This is a genomic window from Methylomonas koyamae (genome assembly GCF_001644025.1).
Classification (GTDB): Bacteria; Pseudomonadota; Gammaproteobacteria; order Methylococcales; family Methylomonadaceae; genus Methylomonas; species Methylomonas koyamae_A.
In genome coordinates this window covers 1-15,846 of record NZ_LUUK01000058.1, presented here as the reverse complement: position 1 = coordinate 15,846, position 15,846 = coordinate 1, and the positions used below count along the sequence as shown (strand labels likewise).

The window sequence follows — 15,846 nt, the reverse complement described above, 5'->3', positions numbered from 1 at the left end:
AGCGACGAAGCCTACCAGGAAGTCGGCGTCAAGATTCTGCCCGACGCCAAGGCAGTCTGGCAGGAGTCCGATATCGTTATGAAAGTCCGGGCGCCGGAACGTCACCCGGAACTGGCGATAGACGAAGCGGAATTGCTGAAAGACGGCCAGACCCTGATCAGCTTTATTTGGCCGGCCCAAAACGACGCGCTGATGCAGCAATTGGCGGCTAAAAACGCCACAGTGTTGGCGATGGATAGCGTGCCGCGCATGTCGCGAGCTCAAAAAATGGACGCGCTCAGCTCGATGGCCAATATCGCCGGCTATCGGGCGGTGATCGAAGCCGCCCAGCATTTCGGTCGTTTTTTCACCGGTCAGATCACCGCCGCTGGCAAGATACCGCCGGCCAAGGTCTTGGTCATCGGTGCCGGCGTGGCCGGTTTGGCGGCGATCGGCGCGGCCAAGGGCATGGGCGCCATCGTCCGCGCCTTCGACACTCGCCCAGAGGTCAAGGAACAAATCGAAAGCATGGACGCCGAATTTCTGATGCTGGATTTTCATGAAGACGGTTCCGGCAGCGGCGGTTACGCCAAAACCATGTCCAAGGAGTTTATCGAAGCCGAGATGGCGCTGTTCGCCCGTCAGGCGATGGAAGTGGACATCATCATCACCACCGCGCTGATTCCCGGCAAACCCGCGCCGGAACTGATTACCGCCGGCATGGTGAAATCGATGAAGCCCGGCAGCGTCATCGTCGATTTGGCCGCCGAGCAAGGCGGCAACTGCGCGCTGACCGAAAAAGACCGGGTGGTGGTCAAGCACGACGTCACCATCATCGGCTACACCAATCTGCCCAGTAGGCTGGCCAACCAGTCCAGCCAACTGTATGCCACTAACTTGCGCCACTTGCTGACCGACTTGTGTCCGACCAAGGACGGCACGCTCAACGTCAATTTCGACGACGAAGTGATCCGTGGCGCCACCGTGATCAAGGAAGGCAAGATCACCTGGCCGCCGCCGCCGCCGAAACTCTCCGCCAGCCCGAAACCGCTGACCGAAGCGCCGGCGGTCGAGCCCAAAGTGGAGAAACCCCAATCGGCGCTGGCGCAACTGCTGCCGATTCTGCTGGCGGGCGCCGCCTTGTTCGGCATGGGCGCGGTCGCGCCGGCGTCGTTCCTGTCGCATTTCACCGTGTTCGTGCTGGCTTGCTTTGTCGGTTATCAAGTGATCTGGAACGTCACCGCTTCGCTGCATACGCCGTTGATGAGCGTGACCAACGCGATCAGCGGCATCATCGTCATCGGTGCCTTGCTGCAAGTGTCGACGCCGAATAATTTGGTGATTACGGTATTGTCCGGCGTGGCCATCTTGATCGCGTCCATCAACATCGCCGGCGGCTTTCTGGTCACCCGGCGCATGCTCGAAATGTTCAGAAAATAAGGAGTAGGCAACATGGCACAAGGTTTAGTTACGATGTCTTACATCTCGGCATCGATTCTGTTCATTTTAAGCTTGAGCGGTCTCAGCCGGCAGGACACTTCCCGGCGCGGCAACTATTTCGGCATGCTGGGCATGGCGATCGCGATTGTCGCGACGGTGTTCGGCGGTCACGTTACAGCGTTCGGCATTCTGGCCGGCGCGCTGTTGATCGGCGGCTCGATCGGCGCCTTCGCGGCGGCGCGGGTGGAAATGACGCAAATGCCGGAACTGGTCGCGCTGATGCACAGCCTGGTCGGTATGGCGGCGGTGTTGGTCGGTTACGCCAGTTTCCTCGATCATAATTCCACGTTGGTCGGCGTCGAAAAAACCATACACGAGCTGGAAATCTACATCGGCGTGTTCATCGGCGCGGTGACCTTCTCCGGTTCGGTAATCGCCTTCGGTAAACTGTGCGGCAAGGTCACCGGCAAACCGGTATTGCTGCCGGCCCGGCATTGGTTAAATCTGGCGCTGTTCGTCGCCACCTTCATTCTGGGCCGTCAGTTCTTGGCTAACGCCGAAGCCGGCGACGCGTTGACGCCGCTGCTGATCATGACCGGCATCGCGCTGGTGTTCGGCGTGCACATGGTGATGGCGATCGGCGGTGCCGACATGCCGGTGGTGGTGTCGATGCTGAACAGCTACTCGGGCTGGGCGGCGGCGGCGACCGGTTTCATGCTCAGCAACGACTTGCTGATCGTCACCGGCGCGCTGGTGGGTTCCAGCGGCGCGATTCTGAGTTACATCATGTGCCGGGCGATGAACCGCCATTTCCTCAGCGTCATCGCGGGCGGTTTCGGTACCGCCGGCGGCGGAGAGGCGGCGGAAATCGAAGGCGAAGTTCAGCCGATCGAAGCCGAGGAAACCGCGCAACTGCTGCGCGAATCCAAGAACATCGTCATCATTCCCGGTTACGGCATGGCGGTCGCTCAAGCCCAGCATACCGTCAACGAAATCACCAAGTTGCTGGTCGGACAGGGCAAGAAGGTACGCTTCGCGATCCACCCGGTCGCCGGCCGGATGCCCGGCCACATGAACGTGTTGCTGGCCGAAGCCAAGGTGCCTTACGACATCGTGCTGGAAATGGACGAAATCAACGACGACTTTCCGGAAGTCGATGTGTCGATCGTGATCGGCGCCAACGACATCGTCAATCCGTCGGCCTTGAACGATCCGAACAGTCCCATCGCCGGCATGCCGGTGCTGGAATGCTGGAAGGGCGGCACCACCATCGTCATGAAGCGCAGCATGGCCTCCGGTTATGCGGGCGTCGGCAATCCGTTGTTCGTGCTGGAAAACACCCGCATGTTGTTCGGCGATGCCAATGACCGGTTACAAGCTTTGTTGAAAGCCTTGCAGGCTTAATTTGAACGGCCGCTGTCCGGACCGCGCTGATTGGCGGGCGGGCGCGACATTCGGTAGTAGCCCCCGACCGGCACCGTTACCGGTGCCGGTCGGGGCTATCGTCATTCCTTCTCTTCAATACGAGCCGGAACCCCTGTCAAATCCGGTCTACGGCTCACTCCCGCCTTAGTCGGCAGGCGCTGCCCCAGTCGAATGGGTTGATTTAGGGCGCGGCGGCGAGTTGTTGGTGCGGCGCGCAGGCCGGACAACTGACTTCCGCCAATTGGCCGCTATGGCGATGGCGCAAGGGCCGGGCAAGACCGTCCTCTTGGTTCATGGAGCGGTACAGCCGGTTTTCCTCGGCGATGACTTCCCGCTCGTGTTCGAAAGGGTAAAGATTTTGCGCCATGCCGCCGCCGGCGATGAAATGGCCGCTATCCAACAGCATCAGTTTGGCGTGCAGCAGTTCGTGCAGCAGCGCGTCGGCCGGCGATACGCCGCAGGCCGGGTTGGCGTCGCAGCCCGGTTCGGCCAGTAGTTGCGCGCCTAGTCGGGTATCGAAATAAATCGTCACGCTATCGACCCGGTATTGGTTGCCCCAGGCTTGCGCCTGCCAGGTGTTCTTGCGGTATTTCAGCAGCACTTTTTGTTGGTCCAGATCCCTGATTAGTGCCGCGACCGCCGGATAATGGGCGTAGTATGCCGCGATGCTCTCGAAATCGGCGGCGACGCTGGCCGGTTCGCCAAGCTCGGGTCGATAGGCGTTTTTCAGAAAATCCAGTATCGCGGCTGCCGCGTCGGCCGGCGCCGGTTGCGGATTCGCGACCTGTTGATAGGCGTTGGCGATGTCGGCGGCGCTCGGCGGTTGGGTTCTTCGCAACTTGATCAAGGTATGGTTGGCTTCGTCTCGACTGGCGATCGCCTGCATCGCGCCGGCCGGTGGCGCCACCAACTGCGCGGCGGGACTTGGCGGAGGCGTGAGCAAGTCGTCGGCGCTGACCGCCCGCGACCAACCCAGCAAGCCGATACAAAACGTCAATACCAAGCCGACGTCGCGGCGGCGGTTGCCGTGCGCCGGAGGACAGTCCGACGAACGCCGGTCTTGTCTCAGGAGTACGCCGTGCGCCTCGGCGATTGCCAGCAGTTCGCGATAAGCGTCCGCCGCCGAGACGCTCAAGTCGGCTTGACAAACCAGCGCGGCCTTGCCGTCGATGACGCAGGGATGCAGGAAATTGCGCGTCGGCCAGCGCTGGTACCAGTCGTTGAGTGCTTGGGCTAGGCGCTCGGGGTCGCGCGGCGGCTGGACGGCGGTTTGGTAGGCTTGTTGCAGCGTGCGGGTTTCGCTCATCGTGACCGTGGCATTGCTCGAATATTCAAGGGACAGCGCATTATAAAAATTTCCATAGACTCGCCACAAAATAAATGACCGTGAACGACGGCGCGGATTTGCCGTCGTTTGGCGGAGTCGTGCTTAAGGATTGCAAGTATCCGATTCGAGCCACTGCTCAGTGCCGACTTGCCAAACCCGAAAAAATATTTAGACTATACAATAATTATTGAATAGTTAAACCGATGGATAAGGAATCAGCCGCTAAATTGTTCGAATCTCTGGCTTCCGGTGTGCGTTTGGACGTGTTCCGGTTGCTGGTCAAACACGCGCCGCAGGGCTTAGTTGCCGGCGAAATCGCCGCGGAACTGGGTTTGCCGCCGACCAATCTATCGTTTCATTTAAAAGCCCTGACCCATGCCGGGCTGGTTGACGCCACGCAGGAAGGCCGCTTTCAACGCTATCGGGCAGATTTGAAACTGATCCGTGAGTTAATTGCGTATCTGACCGAGGAGTGTTGCGCCGGCAGCCCGGCGGCTTGCTTCGGCCCGGAGCGAACGGCTTGCGGCGACGGCGAGTCTTGAATCAAACCAACAAAATTGTCACCAGTATGAACGTCTTATTTTTGTGTACCGGAAACTCCTGCCGCTCGCTGATGGGCGAAGCGATCTTCAACCACATGGCGCCGGCGGGCTGGCATGCGATCAGTGCCGGCAGCCGGCCGATCGGCCGCTTGAACGAAGGCGCGGTGGCGATACTGGAAGAAAAAGGGATATCCACGGCCGGCTATTTCAGCAAGTCCTGGAACGATTTGCCGGTGACGCCGGATATCGTGATCAGCGTTTGCGCCAATGCCGCCAACGAAACTTGTCCGGCCTATCTCGGCCCAGCCTTGCGCGCCCATTGGGGCGTGGACGATCCGGCGCACGCCGAAGGCAGCCCGGAACAAATCAAAGCCGCTTTCGAAACTGCCTACGGGATCGTGCGTTACCGGATCGAGCGGTTTCTGGACTTGCCGTTGAATGAATTGAAAAACGATCCCGAGCGTTTTAAGACCGAACTGGATCGCATCGGCGCCTTGTTACCTTAACCCCTCTCGCGGAGAAAACAGCCTTATGAAACGTTTCCATATTCACCTTGCCGTCGACGATCTACAACGGAACATTGCGTTCTACAGTGCGCTGTTCCAAGCCGAACCCAGCGTCGTCCACGACGATTACGCCAAATGGATGCTGGACGATCCGCGCATCAACTTCGCGATCTCCAACCGGAGCCGAGCAGCGGGCGTGGATCATCTCGGCATTCAAGTCGAATCGGAGCAGGCCTTGACCGAAATTCAGCAGGTGCTGCAACAGGCGGCGTTGCCGATCATGGAGCAAAAACAGGCCGCCTGCTGCTACGCCGAATCGGACAAATACTGGACGGTCGATCCGCAAGGCGTCCCCTGGGAAGCTTTTCATTCGTTGAAAAGCATTCCGATATTCGGTAAAGACGCCGATTTGCCGACCGATAGCGCCGCGAGTTGCTGCGGTCCTTCGTCGAATTGCAGCCCTATCTGATCGAACAGTTCGAGGTTTTCCACGATGAATTTGCCAATCTGCCCGCAGCCGCGCTTGTCGTTTTTGGACCGCTTCCTAACCTTGTGGATATTTCTCGCGATGTTGCTGGGTGTGGGCATCGGCTTTGCGTTTCCGGAACAGGTGAATCGCCTGAACGCCCAGGCTTCGGTCGGCACCACCAACGTCCCGATTGCGATCGGTTTGATTTTGATGATGTATCCGCCGCTGGCGAAAGTGCGTTACGAGGAACTCGGCGACGTGTTTCGTAACGGCCGGGTGTTGGCGCTGTCGCTGGTGCAAAACTGGCTGATCGGTCCGCTGTTGATGTTCGGCTTGGCGATCGGATTTTTAGCCGACTATCCGGAATACATGACCGGCTTGATCCTGATTGGCCTGGCCCGTTGCATTGCGATGGTGATCGTCTGGAACGAACTGGCGCGCGGCGATAACGACTACTGCGCCGGGCTAGTGGCCTTTAACAGTGTGTTTCAAGTGCTGTTTTTCGGGGTTTATGCCTGGTTGTTCGTCACCGTGTTGCCGCCGCTGTTCGGTTTGCCGGGCAGTTTGGTGGCGGTGACGGTCGCCGATATTGCCCAAAGCGTGTTTATTTATCTGGGGATTCCGTTCATCGCCGGTTTCGCGACGCGTTGGCTGTTGGTCAGAGCCAAGGGCAAGGATTGGTACCAGCAGCGTTTCGTACCCAAAATCAGCCCGCTGACGCTGATCGCGTTACTGTTTACGATCGTGACGATGTTCTCGTTGAAGGGCGAATTGATCGTGCAATTGCCGCTCGACGTGTTGCGCATCGCGTTACCGCTGCTGATTTATTTCGTCGCGATGTTTCTGGTCAGTTTCGCGATGGGCAAACTAATCGGCGCCGACTACGGCCAAACCACGACCTTGGCCTTTACCGCCGCCAGCAACAACTTCGAATTGGCGATCGCGGTGGCGGTGGCAGTGTTCGGCATCGACAGCGGCGCGGCTTTCGCGGCGGTGATTGGGCCGCTGATCGAAGTGCCGGTCATGGTCGGCTTGGTGAACGTCGCGTTCGCGATTCAACAGCGCTGGTTTGTCGGGCGCTAGTCCCGGCAGGTTTCGGCGTTCTCGCCAGCACCGGCTTTTTCGAACGATCGATCCCCCTGTAACCTCGGTTTCGGTCAATTTCTCGCAATTCGGCGTCAGCCGCCGCATGCCCTCTACATCCGGCCCTATTTCTCACTGGTGTTTCTCGGGCTGAGCTGGTCTAAGCCCGGACCGGCGTGCCCTTCGACAGGGCGAACGATATTACAAGAGCCGGGTTAATAGGTCCCGCTCCGGCGGGGAAGCACAAACACGCCATTCCCAATGCCACGGGCATCCTGACTTTGAAAGCTATAGTTTTCCCGTTTGGGAAACTCCGGTAGGCGGCGTTTTAGCGGCGACCGAGTGTTTAGCCGCGAATCGCCGATAACTGCGGTTAGCGCGTTTGCAACGCCGGGCAAAGTCAGTCCATCAGTGCTTGGTCCCCGCGACAGCGTCTAACGATTAGCACAGTTGCCCTCTCGCCGATATTCGTTTCCGGCCAATGTTAAGTCCTCCAATCGTTGGGCGGGCGGCCGATGCCGCACGCCAAATTCGACAGTCCATGTCGGATGCGCCCAATTTAGCCTGTTAGGTACGCGGTCCGTGGCGGCAACGATTCGCCCTTGAAAAACAACGTGCTGCGGCATTCGGCGATGTTTCGGCGTATCACGCATGTAATACATTTCACGATTCTTTAACAGAGCTGTAACGGAAACTTATTGATTTGTTTGGAATAATTCGCCGCAACTGAGATGGCAGGGAGCCGCGGGATCTTGGTTGACGCGGAATTACAGGGAACAGGGAAGACCAGCGAAGGGAGCGGCAAGAGGAAGAAGGTAGGGAGTAGGTTGCAATACGGACACATGGTAGCGGGGATAGCGACACCACTCGAGGTGTTAGAAGTTTAGTGAGCAGGTAAGCGTGTAAAAGCCAAACTCGCCGCGAGGCGGGGACGGAAAGTTTCAGGTCTTGGCTTGGGTCGGTCGCCGGGGATGGCGGCGGGCGGTAGGAAGCCGACAAGCCAAGACGGCTGGGCTGTCACCTTATGTATTTTTTAAATCTTAAACATAAGGAAACCATTATGAAATCTTTAAACAAAGCCTTGTTGGCGGCGGCGATGTTTGCTGCCACCGGCGCGGCGAATGCGTCTATCAACAACACTAGCGCGGCTACGGTCGAAGCGTATTTGTCGGTATACGACAAAAGCCAAACCTTGACGTTCACGCTGGATTTGGGCGTGTTGATGAGCGATCTGATCGCCAACGTCGCCAACGACAGTTATACGCTGAGCTACAACCTGGCCGACAACGATATGTGGAACACTTTTGCCAGCGGTATGGACGCTTCGCAAACCAAGTTCGCGGTTGCCGTCGGTTACGGTTCCAAGCAGATGATTACCGGTATGGTCGAGATCCCCAAATTCACGAATTTGACTGTGTCGGCAAACACCGGAACGGCAATTAAAAATCACGCGAATGAAATTAACGGTGGACAAGTTGCGGATAACCCCGGTGCTACCGCAGCCGACTATGCGGCCAATCTGAGTTCGTTGGTGTACGACTCCGATACCCCGAAAACCGGGCAGCACAACCAATTCAACACCATCTTCACCGCAGTCAGCTTGGCTCAAGCCAATATAGCCTACGGCACCTCCGGCGATTTCTGGTACTACAACGGCATTCAGCCTCACACTCTGGCCGCTGGTAAATGGACCCTGGCCGGCGATCTGCTGACCTACGCTCCGGTCCAAGCCAATGTGCCGCTGCCGGCCGCGGTTTGGATGTTCGGCGCCGGCCTGATGGGCATGTTGCGCGCGACCCGCCGTAAATACGCCGCCGCGTAAGCGGTATTCGGAGCGGCGTTGGCGCCGCTCCGGTTTTCACGATTGATAACTCGAGGAACTACCCATGAAAAACTTAGTATTAGGCACCGCGATCAGTGCCTTGCTGGCCGCATCAGGTGTGCAAGCCGCCACCATCAATGATCCGATTCCGGTCGACGGCAATAACCTGCCGATCATCGACGCCAGCCAAACCAACGTGTTGTATCTGTCCGGCGCCTCCGCGGCGGTCAACTTTATCGAAAAGCTGATCACCGATTCATCGGTACCGGCCGCCGATAAAGTCTGCGACACCACTAAAAAAGTTTGGAAATACAAAGACAGCCTGACCGGTTCCGACCAAAACGCTTATTTGTGCACCCGCGCTACTACCAACAGCAATGTACCGACCAACAAGCCTTACATCTTGGTCTACAAACGCAGCGCCGGCGGTTCCGCGTTCGGCGTTAGCCCTATCATCGCCGAAGCCAACGGCGATACCGCCAATGCTACGATCGAGTTTTTGAAAATCAGCTCGGCTTGCACCTCCAACACCTTGCCGGTCGCCGGTTCGACGCTGGGCTTGATCACCTGCCCTTACGACTTGGCCGATGCTAGCAAATACAGCACCCACATCTCCGACTTCGGCATTTCCGACGTCGATCCGGGGCAATTTACCGGAAACAACGCCCCAACCGGCTATCTGAATGTGACTTCCGACGATGTCGCTAAATTGACCGTGAAAAGCGCTTCGGCGGTGACCTTCGGCGTGCCGGTCACCAAAAAACTGTATTTTGCATTGCAAGCCGCTCAAATCGCCAACGGTTCCTTGGCGGGCTGCGCGGTCGGTGCCGAAACCGAGGCCTGCATGCCTAGCCTGAGTTCGGCGCAAATCGCATCGATTCATGCCGGCAGCTGGGCGGACTGGAATCAATTGAAAGTGACCGGTTCCACCGGTTTGTACGATTGGGTCCAAGCTAATGCCGCAGCTTATTTGCCGGGTTCTTCGTTGTTGCACACCTGCCGCCGCGAAAACGGTTCCGGTACCCAGGCCCAATCCAACATTAAATTCCTGCACGATCCTTGCACCGAAGCGGCAGTCGCTACTTCACCGGCCGCAGACGCAGTGTCCTTGGGTTTCAGTGAAGGCGACGGCTATCCGATGATCCACGAGAACAACACCTCGGGTTCGGTCGGCAACTGCTTGGACGAGCTGAACGACGGCAGCAACGCCGCCAACGGTTTCAATAACACCTACGGTGTGCGCTGGGCGGTCGGTATCCAGTCTCTGGAGAAAAAGACCGCCGTATCCAGCAACTTCCGTTTTGTTAAAGTCGATGGCGTGGCGCCGACCCTGGCTAACGTGGTCAACGGCAAATACAAGGACTGGGCGGAAAACACTTTCCAATATTGGACCGACCACTTTTCCGACGCCAACCTGAAAAAACTGACCAACGCGATCATTACTTCAGCCGGCGCGCCGGAAGTGATGGCGGCGCTGAATGCCGGTTTCACCCACACCTTTACCGCTACTCCAGGTGCATTCTTGGCCGTACCGACCAGCTTTGCTCCCGAAGCCAACGGTGCGTTTAACGCCAGCCGTCCGGTCAATCCATACAGTCATGCGACAGCAGCCGCATCGACTAATGCCTGCCGCGCACCAACCATTTACAACAACGGCGATGCCAAACTGTAATGGTTGATTAGGGGCAATCCCGAACCAGGTCAGGGACGACCGCCTTAAAAAGTGACCGGGGCAGTCGCGGCAACGCGGCTGACCCGGCCGCTTTTTCGGTTTTAACGCGATTGCCGTTTTCGGGGCGACGCGGTCGATTCGTAGCAGGCCGGTTGCCGGTGCGAATGCCCGCCGCGCGTCACCGGTTTGTCATAAAAGCTTAACCTGGGCTACCTAAAATGGCGGCTCGCAGGCCTTCATAACGAAGGCCGTTTAGGTTTCATCGGAATTCAATGAGTTTGAACACTGTCCGCTTCCGCCGGGTCTGGCGCGAAGTATTGATGGCTGCATTGCTGGCTAGCGGCTCGCTGTCCGCGCTCGCGGCCGACCAGGTCTCTACGCCTTCAAACGGCGGCCAGACCGACCAAGCCGGCGCGCCGGCCAAGTTCGATTTGCTGGAATTGCGGGTCAAGGGCAATACGCTGTTGGACAAAAAACAGCTCGAGCGGACGGTGTATCGGTTTCTGGGGCCGGACAAAAGCATCGATAACGTCGAATTGGCCAGGGCCGCGCTGGAAAGTCTGTATCAAGCCAACGGTTTTCAAACTGTTTCGGTGGATATTCCCGAACAGGACGTTAAAAACGGCGTGGTTTATCTGCAGGTCGTCGAAGGCAAGGTATCCAAGTTGCGGGTCAAGGACTCGCGCTATTTCGCGTTGGGCAAAATCAAGGCCGCCGTGCCGGAGCTAGCCGAAGGCAACGTTCCCAACATGCCGAAAATGCAGCAACAACTGGCCGAGTTGGCCGGCCAATCGCCGGATCGCCAGATTCAGCCGATTCTGCGGGCCGGCGAAACGCCCGGTACCCTGGAAGTGGATTTAAAGGTCAAGGACGAAATGCCCTTGCACGGCCGCGTCGAACTCAACGGCCGTAATACCTCGACCACCTCGCGGCTGCGGCTGGTCTCGTCGTTGCGTTACGACAACCTTTGGCAGGCCTTTCACAGCGCCTCGCTGATGTATCAAGTATCCCCGGAAAACAACGCCGAAGTGGACGTTTGGGCGGGAACCTACGCGCTACCGCTGTTCGACAGTCCGACCCGGTTGGCCTTCTACGCGGTCAGTTCGTCGTCGAACGCGCAAATCGCCAGTGCCGGCGCCTTGTCGGTGATCGGTATCGGTAACATTTACGGCGCCCGGTTGGTGCATCCGTTTAAAGCCTTGCCCGACTATTACCACAGCGGCACCTTGGGCGTGGACTACAAGGACTTTAAGGAAGATTTGAATTTGATAGGCGCCGACGCGATCAAGACTCCGATCAGTTACACCCCATTCATGGCTCAGTACAGTGGCACGCTGAACGGCGACGGTCGCCAGACCAGCTTCGAATTGGGCGCGCACTGGTCGTTTCGCGGCTTGGGCAACAGCCAGGCCGAGTTCGAGAACAAGCGTTACCTGGCCAAGGCAAACTACATGTACCTGACCGGCGACTTGAAGCATCAGCAAGACCTGCCGTGGGGTATGAGCTTGGTCGGCCATTTTGCCGGCCAGGCGGCCGATACCCCGCTGATCAGCAACGAGCAATTTTCGCTCGGCGGCGCGCAAAGCGTGCGCGGTTATTTCGAAACCCAGGCCTTGGCCGACGACGCGGTGTTCGGTTCGTTGGAATTGCATAGCCCGCATTTGGGTTTGGCCGATTGGGAAGCCGTCGATGAGTTGAAGCTGTTGGCGTTTCTCGACGCCGGCAAGGGCTGGGTCAAGAACCCTTTGAAAGGCAACGCCAAGGGCAATTTCTTGAGCAGCGCCGGCGTCGGTTTACGCTTTCAGGTGTGGAAGCATTTGAGCGGGGCTTTCGACGTAGGCATACCGTTCAGCGGGTTGGCGCCGGTCAGTAGCGGCGATCCGCGCGTGCATTTCAATATCGCCACCGATTTTTAAAGGCTGTTCCGTGTTCCGCTATGCGAAGCGCGACGCTCTATTTGACGAGTCGCGGAGAAACTCGCGGATTTTTTCGATTGTTGAAGGGAGTACAAACCTAGGTTTGTACTCCGGCTGGTTTCTGGAGTCGATAAATAGATGCGTTTAAACGGTATTTAAAACATCGGCTTGAACGTATGGAAATTCGGCGTATTTATAGATTTTGTTTGAACGGCGGCGCGCGAACGACGAAATCGGCAATGTTGGTTGTTACGATAATATGACCTAATTTTTATACTATTAATTTTCAAGATTATCCCGGCGATTTATTTGCTATAACCAATTAATTAATAAGGCATTTAATTGGATGTTTTTTGTTCGGCGATGAGTTTGGATTTTGGGTGTAATAGACTCGTCATATTCCGAATGGCTAAATAATTTGATTGCTACTTTAGTACAGTTTTTGGCGACCGTTAGTCGGATAGATTAATAAATAGTCACTATTCGCCGGGCATTTGGAAAAGGGTGGTTTATTCCTTCTCCGCGGGAAAGAAATTCGTGCCGCGCGCTGAATGGTTGCAATCAATAGAAGATTAATTCGGCGAAGTCGCTGTTTGCGCTTATTTGGTTAATTCCCCGCCGGCGCGTTATTTTATTTGAAGGGCTAATTCCATGACCAACAAACCATCGGCTAAATCCCAGGACGTTCAATTTCGATTGAAACCGCTCGCGGCTCGCGTGCGCTACGCATTGGCCGGCGGCCTGTTGGTGGGTAACGGCGCCGCGTTGGCCGAATTACCGATACCGGCGGCCGCTTGGATCAGTAGCGGTAGTGCGCAAGCACCGGTCGTGGACGGGAATACGATGGTGATCAAGCAGCTTTCGGACAAAGCAGTCTTGAATTGGCAAAAATTCAACGTCGGCAAGGAAAATACCGTCAAGTTCGAGCAGCCCGGCACCTCGTCGATCGCATTGAACAAGATAAACGATCCAGATCAAGATCCCAGCAGGATCATGGGTCAGATCGTCGCCAACGGCCAAATCTATCTGTACAACAAAAACGGCTTTATCTTCGACAAAGACTCGGTGGTGAACGTCAACAGCTTCATCGCCACCACTTTAAAAGTTACCGACGAAGCCTGGGCGCGCGGCATCACCCGTGTCTACGACGAAAGCAAGGGCGCGGCCTTGGAAATCGAGCCTAAATCGCCGGACGACAAACTCGATCCTAAAACCGCCGAGATACTGATTAACGCCGGCGCCAAGATCACCACCGACAAGGCCGGCCGCATTATCATCGCCGCGCCGAAAATTACTAACGATGGGACGGTGACCGCCGGCACTCAAGGCCAAATTATCATGGCGGCCAGCGAAGACAAGGTGTATCTGCAGGCCGCCGCCGACAAAGGTCCGTTCTCCGGTTTGCTGGTCGAAGTGGGTACCGGCGGCAAGGTGACCAACACCGGCGATATCGCCGTGCGGCAGGGCAATGTGACTTTGGCCGGTTTCGCGGTCAACCAGGAAGGCCGAGTCAGCGCGACGACTTCGGTGAACGTCAACGGTTCCATTCGTTTGATCGCCAGGGAGAAAATCAAGGAGAACAATCCGGTATTGCTCGCTACGCAGACCGTCCGCGACAATGCCGGCGACGGGGCCGAAACCAACGCTAAGGTTCGCTTGGGTGACGGCAGCGTCACCGAAGTGGTGGCCGATAGCGACGGCGGTAGCGCGATCGACGAACAGACGCAACCGGCGTCTTATATCGAGATTGGTGCCCACACGGTGGCCTTGGAGTCGGGTTCGACGATACACGCGCCCGGCGCGACCGTTGCCGTTAACGCGACCGACACTCCGGAAAACGCCGACCTTGGCAAGTCCGGCCGAATACTGATCGATAAAAACGCCAAAATCGACGTCGCCGGCTATAAAAACGTCAAGGTGGGGATGGAGCGCAATGTCGGCGAGATTTCGGTGCAGAGCTACGACTTGCGCGATTCGCCGCTGCAGCGCGGCGGGATTCTAAAAGGCAAAACAGTGTATGTCGATTTGCGCAAGGGTACCGATCTTGTCGATGACGACGGCGCCTTGGCCAGGATCGGCCGAACGGTGGAAGAGCGATTGGGCACGGGCGGTAAAATCACGTTGACATCCGGCGGCGACGTGATCGCCAACGACGGCTCGCAATTCGATATTTCCGGCGGCTCGCTGCAATATCAGGATGGTTACATCAAGACCACCAAGCTGCTGACCAGCTACGGTGAGGTTGTCGATATTAGCGATGCCGATCCTACGGCAAAGTATGCCGGCGTTTTCGGTAGCGTCGAGGAAAATCATGCCAAATGGGGGGTCAGTAAAACGTGGAACTTGCTGGGGTCGTTCGGCAAAGGCGTTTTTGAAAAAGGCTATACCGAGGGTCTGGCCGCCGGCAGTTTGAAAATCTCCGCGCCTCGGCTGGCGTGGGGCGGCACTCTGACCGCTGGTTCCGAGGTCGGTGTTTACCAGCGAGCTTCGGCGAGTGCCGCCGCGAACGGCAGCTTTGAGATCGATTTGGCGACGTTTCAGGACGCTCAAAAAACTCTGCAGAACGTTCAGTTCGTCGATCGTGCCGACGCATTGAACTTTGCGTTGGACGACGAATTCCCCAAGAACGGCGAGACCGATATCGATTTGAAAATCGCGGCCGCCACGCTAACCCGCTCCGGCGTCGGCAACGTGTCGGTGAAGACCCGCGGCGACGCTTCCCTAGACACCGACTTGGCGATGGGGCCGGGCGGCAAATTGAGCGTCGAGGCGACCAACATCGCCGTCAACGGCGATTTCAAAGCGGCCGGCGGCGCTCTAAATTTGCAAACCGATATTTCAGCGGTGGCGGATGGCGTCGATCTAGCGCAACAGGGGCGGATAGTCGTGGCGTCCGGAGTCAAAGTGGATGTATCCGGCGCATGGGTCAACGATTTGCGTAGTGGTCTGCATGGAACCCCGACCGATCCGTTGCTGATCGACGGCGGTAAAGTGGTGTTTCGCGCCAACGGCGACGTGCTTGTAAACAAGGGTGCCAAAATTTTGGCCGACGGTGGCGCATGGTTACCGGTCAACGGCAACGTGCGGTCCGGTCGCGGCGGCGAGATTACGTTGGCCGCCGAAGGCAGTACCGGCGACTTGATTTCGACGCTGACCTTGGCCGGCGAAATCTCCGCCTACGGTTTGGAACAAAACGGCGTTCTCAATCTGACGAGCGGCAAAATCCTGGTGGGATTGCCCGACGCCGCCGACGACGTTAGCGATGCGCTAGTGTTGGGTACTTCAGCCGGATCGTTCGACCTGTCCAAGCAGTTGGCCTTTCGCGAAATCAATCTGAGTGCCGACTTCGGTGGATTGACGGTAAAAAGCAACGTGGACTTGAACTTGAGCCAGCGCAATCTGGTATTGACCGCCGGTTACCAGAACGCGGCGACCGGCAGTTCGATACGCGGGTTTAGCCGGACCGTCCAATTGGCCGACCATTTGCGCCAGTCGGTCACGCTGACGTTAAAAGGCTATGCCGGCGTCGTGTTGGAAACCGGCAGTCGCATCGTCGCCGATACCGGTTCCACGATCGGATTGACCGCGACGGCCGGTAGCGTCTTTGTCGATGGCATATTGAAGGCGGCGGCCGGAAAAATCGATTTGCTGATCGACCCGGCCGC

The 15,846-nt window shown here is 57.4% G+C and carries 11 protein-coding genes and 1 riboswitch; of the genes, 10 read left to right on the top strand and 1 reads right to left on the bottom strand.

Annotation, left to right across the window (positions count from 1 at the left end; genetic code table 11):
- A partial coding sequence (locus tag A1355_RS05715; protein ID WP_064025892.1) for a Re/Si-specific NAD(P)(+) transhydrogenase subunit alpha occupies nt 1–1,419 on the top strand: 1,419 nt, incomplete at its 5' end.
- Between the two features lie 12 nt (nt 1,420–1,431).
- Complete coding sequence (gene pntB / locus A1355_RS05710) at nt 1,432–2,823, top strand: Re/Si-specific NAD(P)(+) transhydrogenase subunit beta (RefSeq protein WP_064025890.1); 1,392 nt, start codon at nt 1,432–1,434, stop codon at nt 2,821–2,823.
- A 202-nt stretch (nt 2,824–3,025) separates the two neighbouring features.
- Here pntB and A1355_RS05705 read toward each other — a convergent pair whose 3' ends face one another.
- Nucleotides 3,026–4,150: a hypothetical protein gene (locus A1355_RS05705; protein WP_064025888.1), complete on the bottom strand. Its 1,125-nt coding sequence runs from the start codon at nt 4,148–4,150 to the stop codon at nt 3,026–3,028.
- Nucleotides 4,151–4,374: 224 nt separating this feature from the next.
- Between A1355_RS05705 and A1355_RS05700 the strand changes: the two genes are divergently transcribed.
- The 8 genes from A1355_RS05700 to A1355_RS05665 form a co-directional block, all read left to right on the top strand.
- A complete protein-coding gene (locus A1355_RS05700; RefSeq protein ID WP_064025885.1) occupies nt 4,375–4,713 on the top strand; it encodes an ArsR/SmtB family transcription factor in 339 nt (112 codons plus the stop codon).
- On the top strand, nt 4,710–5,219 hold the full coding sequence (locus A1355_RS05695) for an arsenate reductase ArsC (RefSeq protein WP_231883574.1): 510 nt from the start codon (nt 4,710–4,712) through the stop codon (nt 5,217–5,219). Before A1355_RS05700 ends, A1355_RS05695 begins: the two co-directional genes overlap by 4 nt.
- Before the next feature lie 25 nt (nt 5,220–5,244).
- Complete coding sequence (locus tag A1355_RS05690) at nt 5,245–5,688, top strand: ArsI/CadI family heavy metal resistance metalloenzyme (RefSeq protein ID WP_064025883.1); 444 nt, start codon at nt 5,245–5,247, stop codon at nt 5,686–5,688.
- Between the two features lie 24 nt (nt 5,689–5,712).
- A complete protein-coding gene (arsB, locus tag A1355_RS05685; protein ID WP_064025881.1) occupies nt 5,713–6,771 on the top strand; it encodes an ACR3 family arsenite efflux transporter in 1,059 nt (352 codons plus the stop codon).
- 898 nt (nt 6,772–7,669) lie between these two features.
- Nucleotides 7,670–7,793: riboswitch (cyclic di-GMP riboswitch) on the top strand.
- Nucleotides 7,794–7,831: 38 nt separating this feature from the next.
- Nucleotides 7,832–8,593: a VPLPA-CTERM sorting domain-containing protein gene (locus A1355_RS05680; RefSeq protein ID WP_064025879.1), complete on the top strand. Its 762-nt coding sequence runs from the start codon at nt 7,832–7,834 to the stop codon at nt 8,591–8,593.
- A 64-nt stretch (nt 8,594–8,657) separates the two neighbouring features.
- Nucleotides 8,658–10,265: a hypothetical protein gene (locus A1355_RS05675; protein WP_064025877.1), complete on the top strand. Its 1,608-nt coding sequence runs from the start codon at nt 8,658–8,660 to the stop codon at nt 10,263–10,265.
- Between the two features lie 272 nt (nt 10,266–10,537).
- Nucleotides 10,538–12,181, top strand: a complete 1,644-nt coding sequence (locus A1355_RS05670) for a ShlB/FhaC/HecB family hemolysin secretion/activation protein (protein ID WP_064025875.1) — start codon at nt 10,538–10,540, stop codon at nt 12,179–12,181.
- A 651-nt stretch (nt 12,182–12,832) separates the two neighbouring features.
- The coding region (locus tag A1355_RS05665; RefSeq protein WP_157197763.1) for a filamentous hemagglutinin N-terminal domain-containing protein at nt 12,833–15,846 on the top strand (3,014 nt) is incomplete at its 3' end.

Coding starts and splice junctions, on each gene's coding strand:
- pntB (WP_064025890.1), top strand. CDS start 1,432: ATGGCACAAGGTTTAGTTACGATGTCTTACATCTCGGCATCGATTCTG.
- A1355_RS05705 (WP_064025888.1), bottom strand. CDS start 4,150: ATGAGCGAAACCCGCACGCTGCAACAAGCCTACCAAACCGCCGTCCAG.
- A1355_RS05700 (WP_064025885.1), top strand. CDS start 4,375: ATGGATAAGGAATCAGCCGCTAAATTGTTCGAATCTCTGGCTTCCGGT.
- A1355_RS05690 (WP_064025883.1), top strand. CDS start 5,245: ATGAAACGTTTCCATATTCACCTTGCCGTCGACGATCTACAACGGAAC.
- arsB (WP_064025881.1), top strand. CDS start 5,713: ATGAATTTGCCAATCTGCCCGCAGCCGCGCTTGTCGTTTTTGGACCGC.
- A1355_RS05680 (WP_064025879.1), top strand. CDS start 7,832: ATGAAATCTTTAAACAAAGCCTTGTTGGCGGCGGCGATGTTTGCTGCC.
- A1355_RS05675 (WP_064025877.1), top strand. CDS start 8,658: ATGAAAAACTTAGTATTAGGCACCGCGATCAGTGCCTTGCTGGCCGCA.
- A1355_RS05670 (WP_064025875.1), top strand. CDS start 10,538: ATGAGTTTGAACACTGTCCGCTTCCGCCGGGTCTGGCGCGAAGTATTG.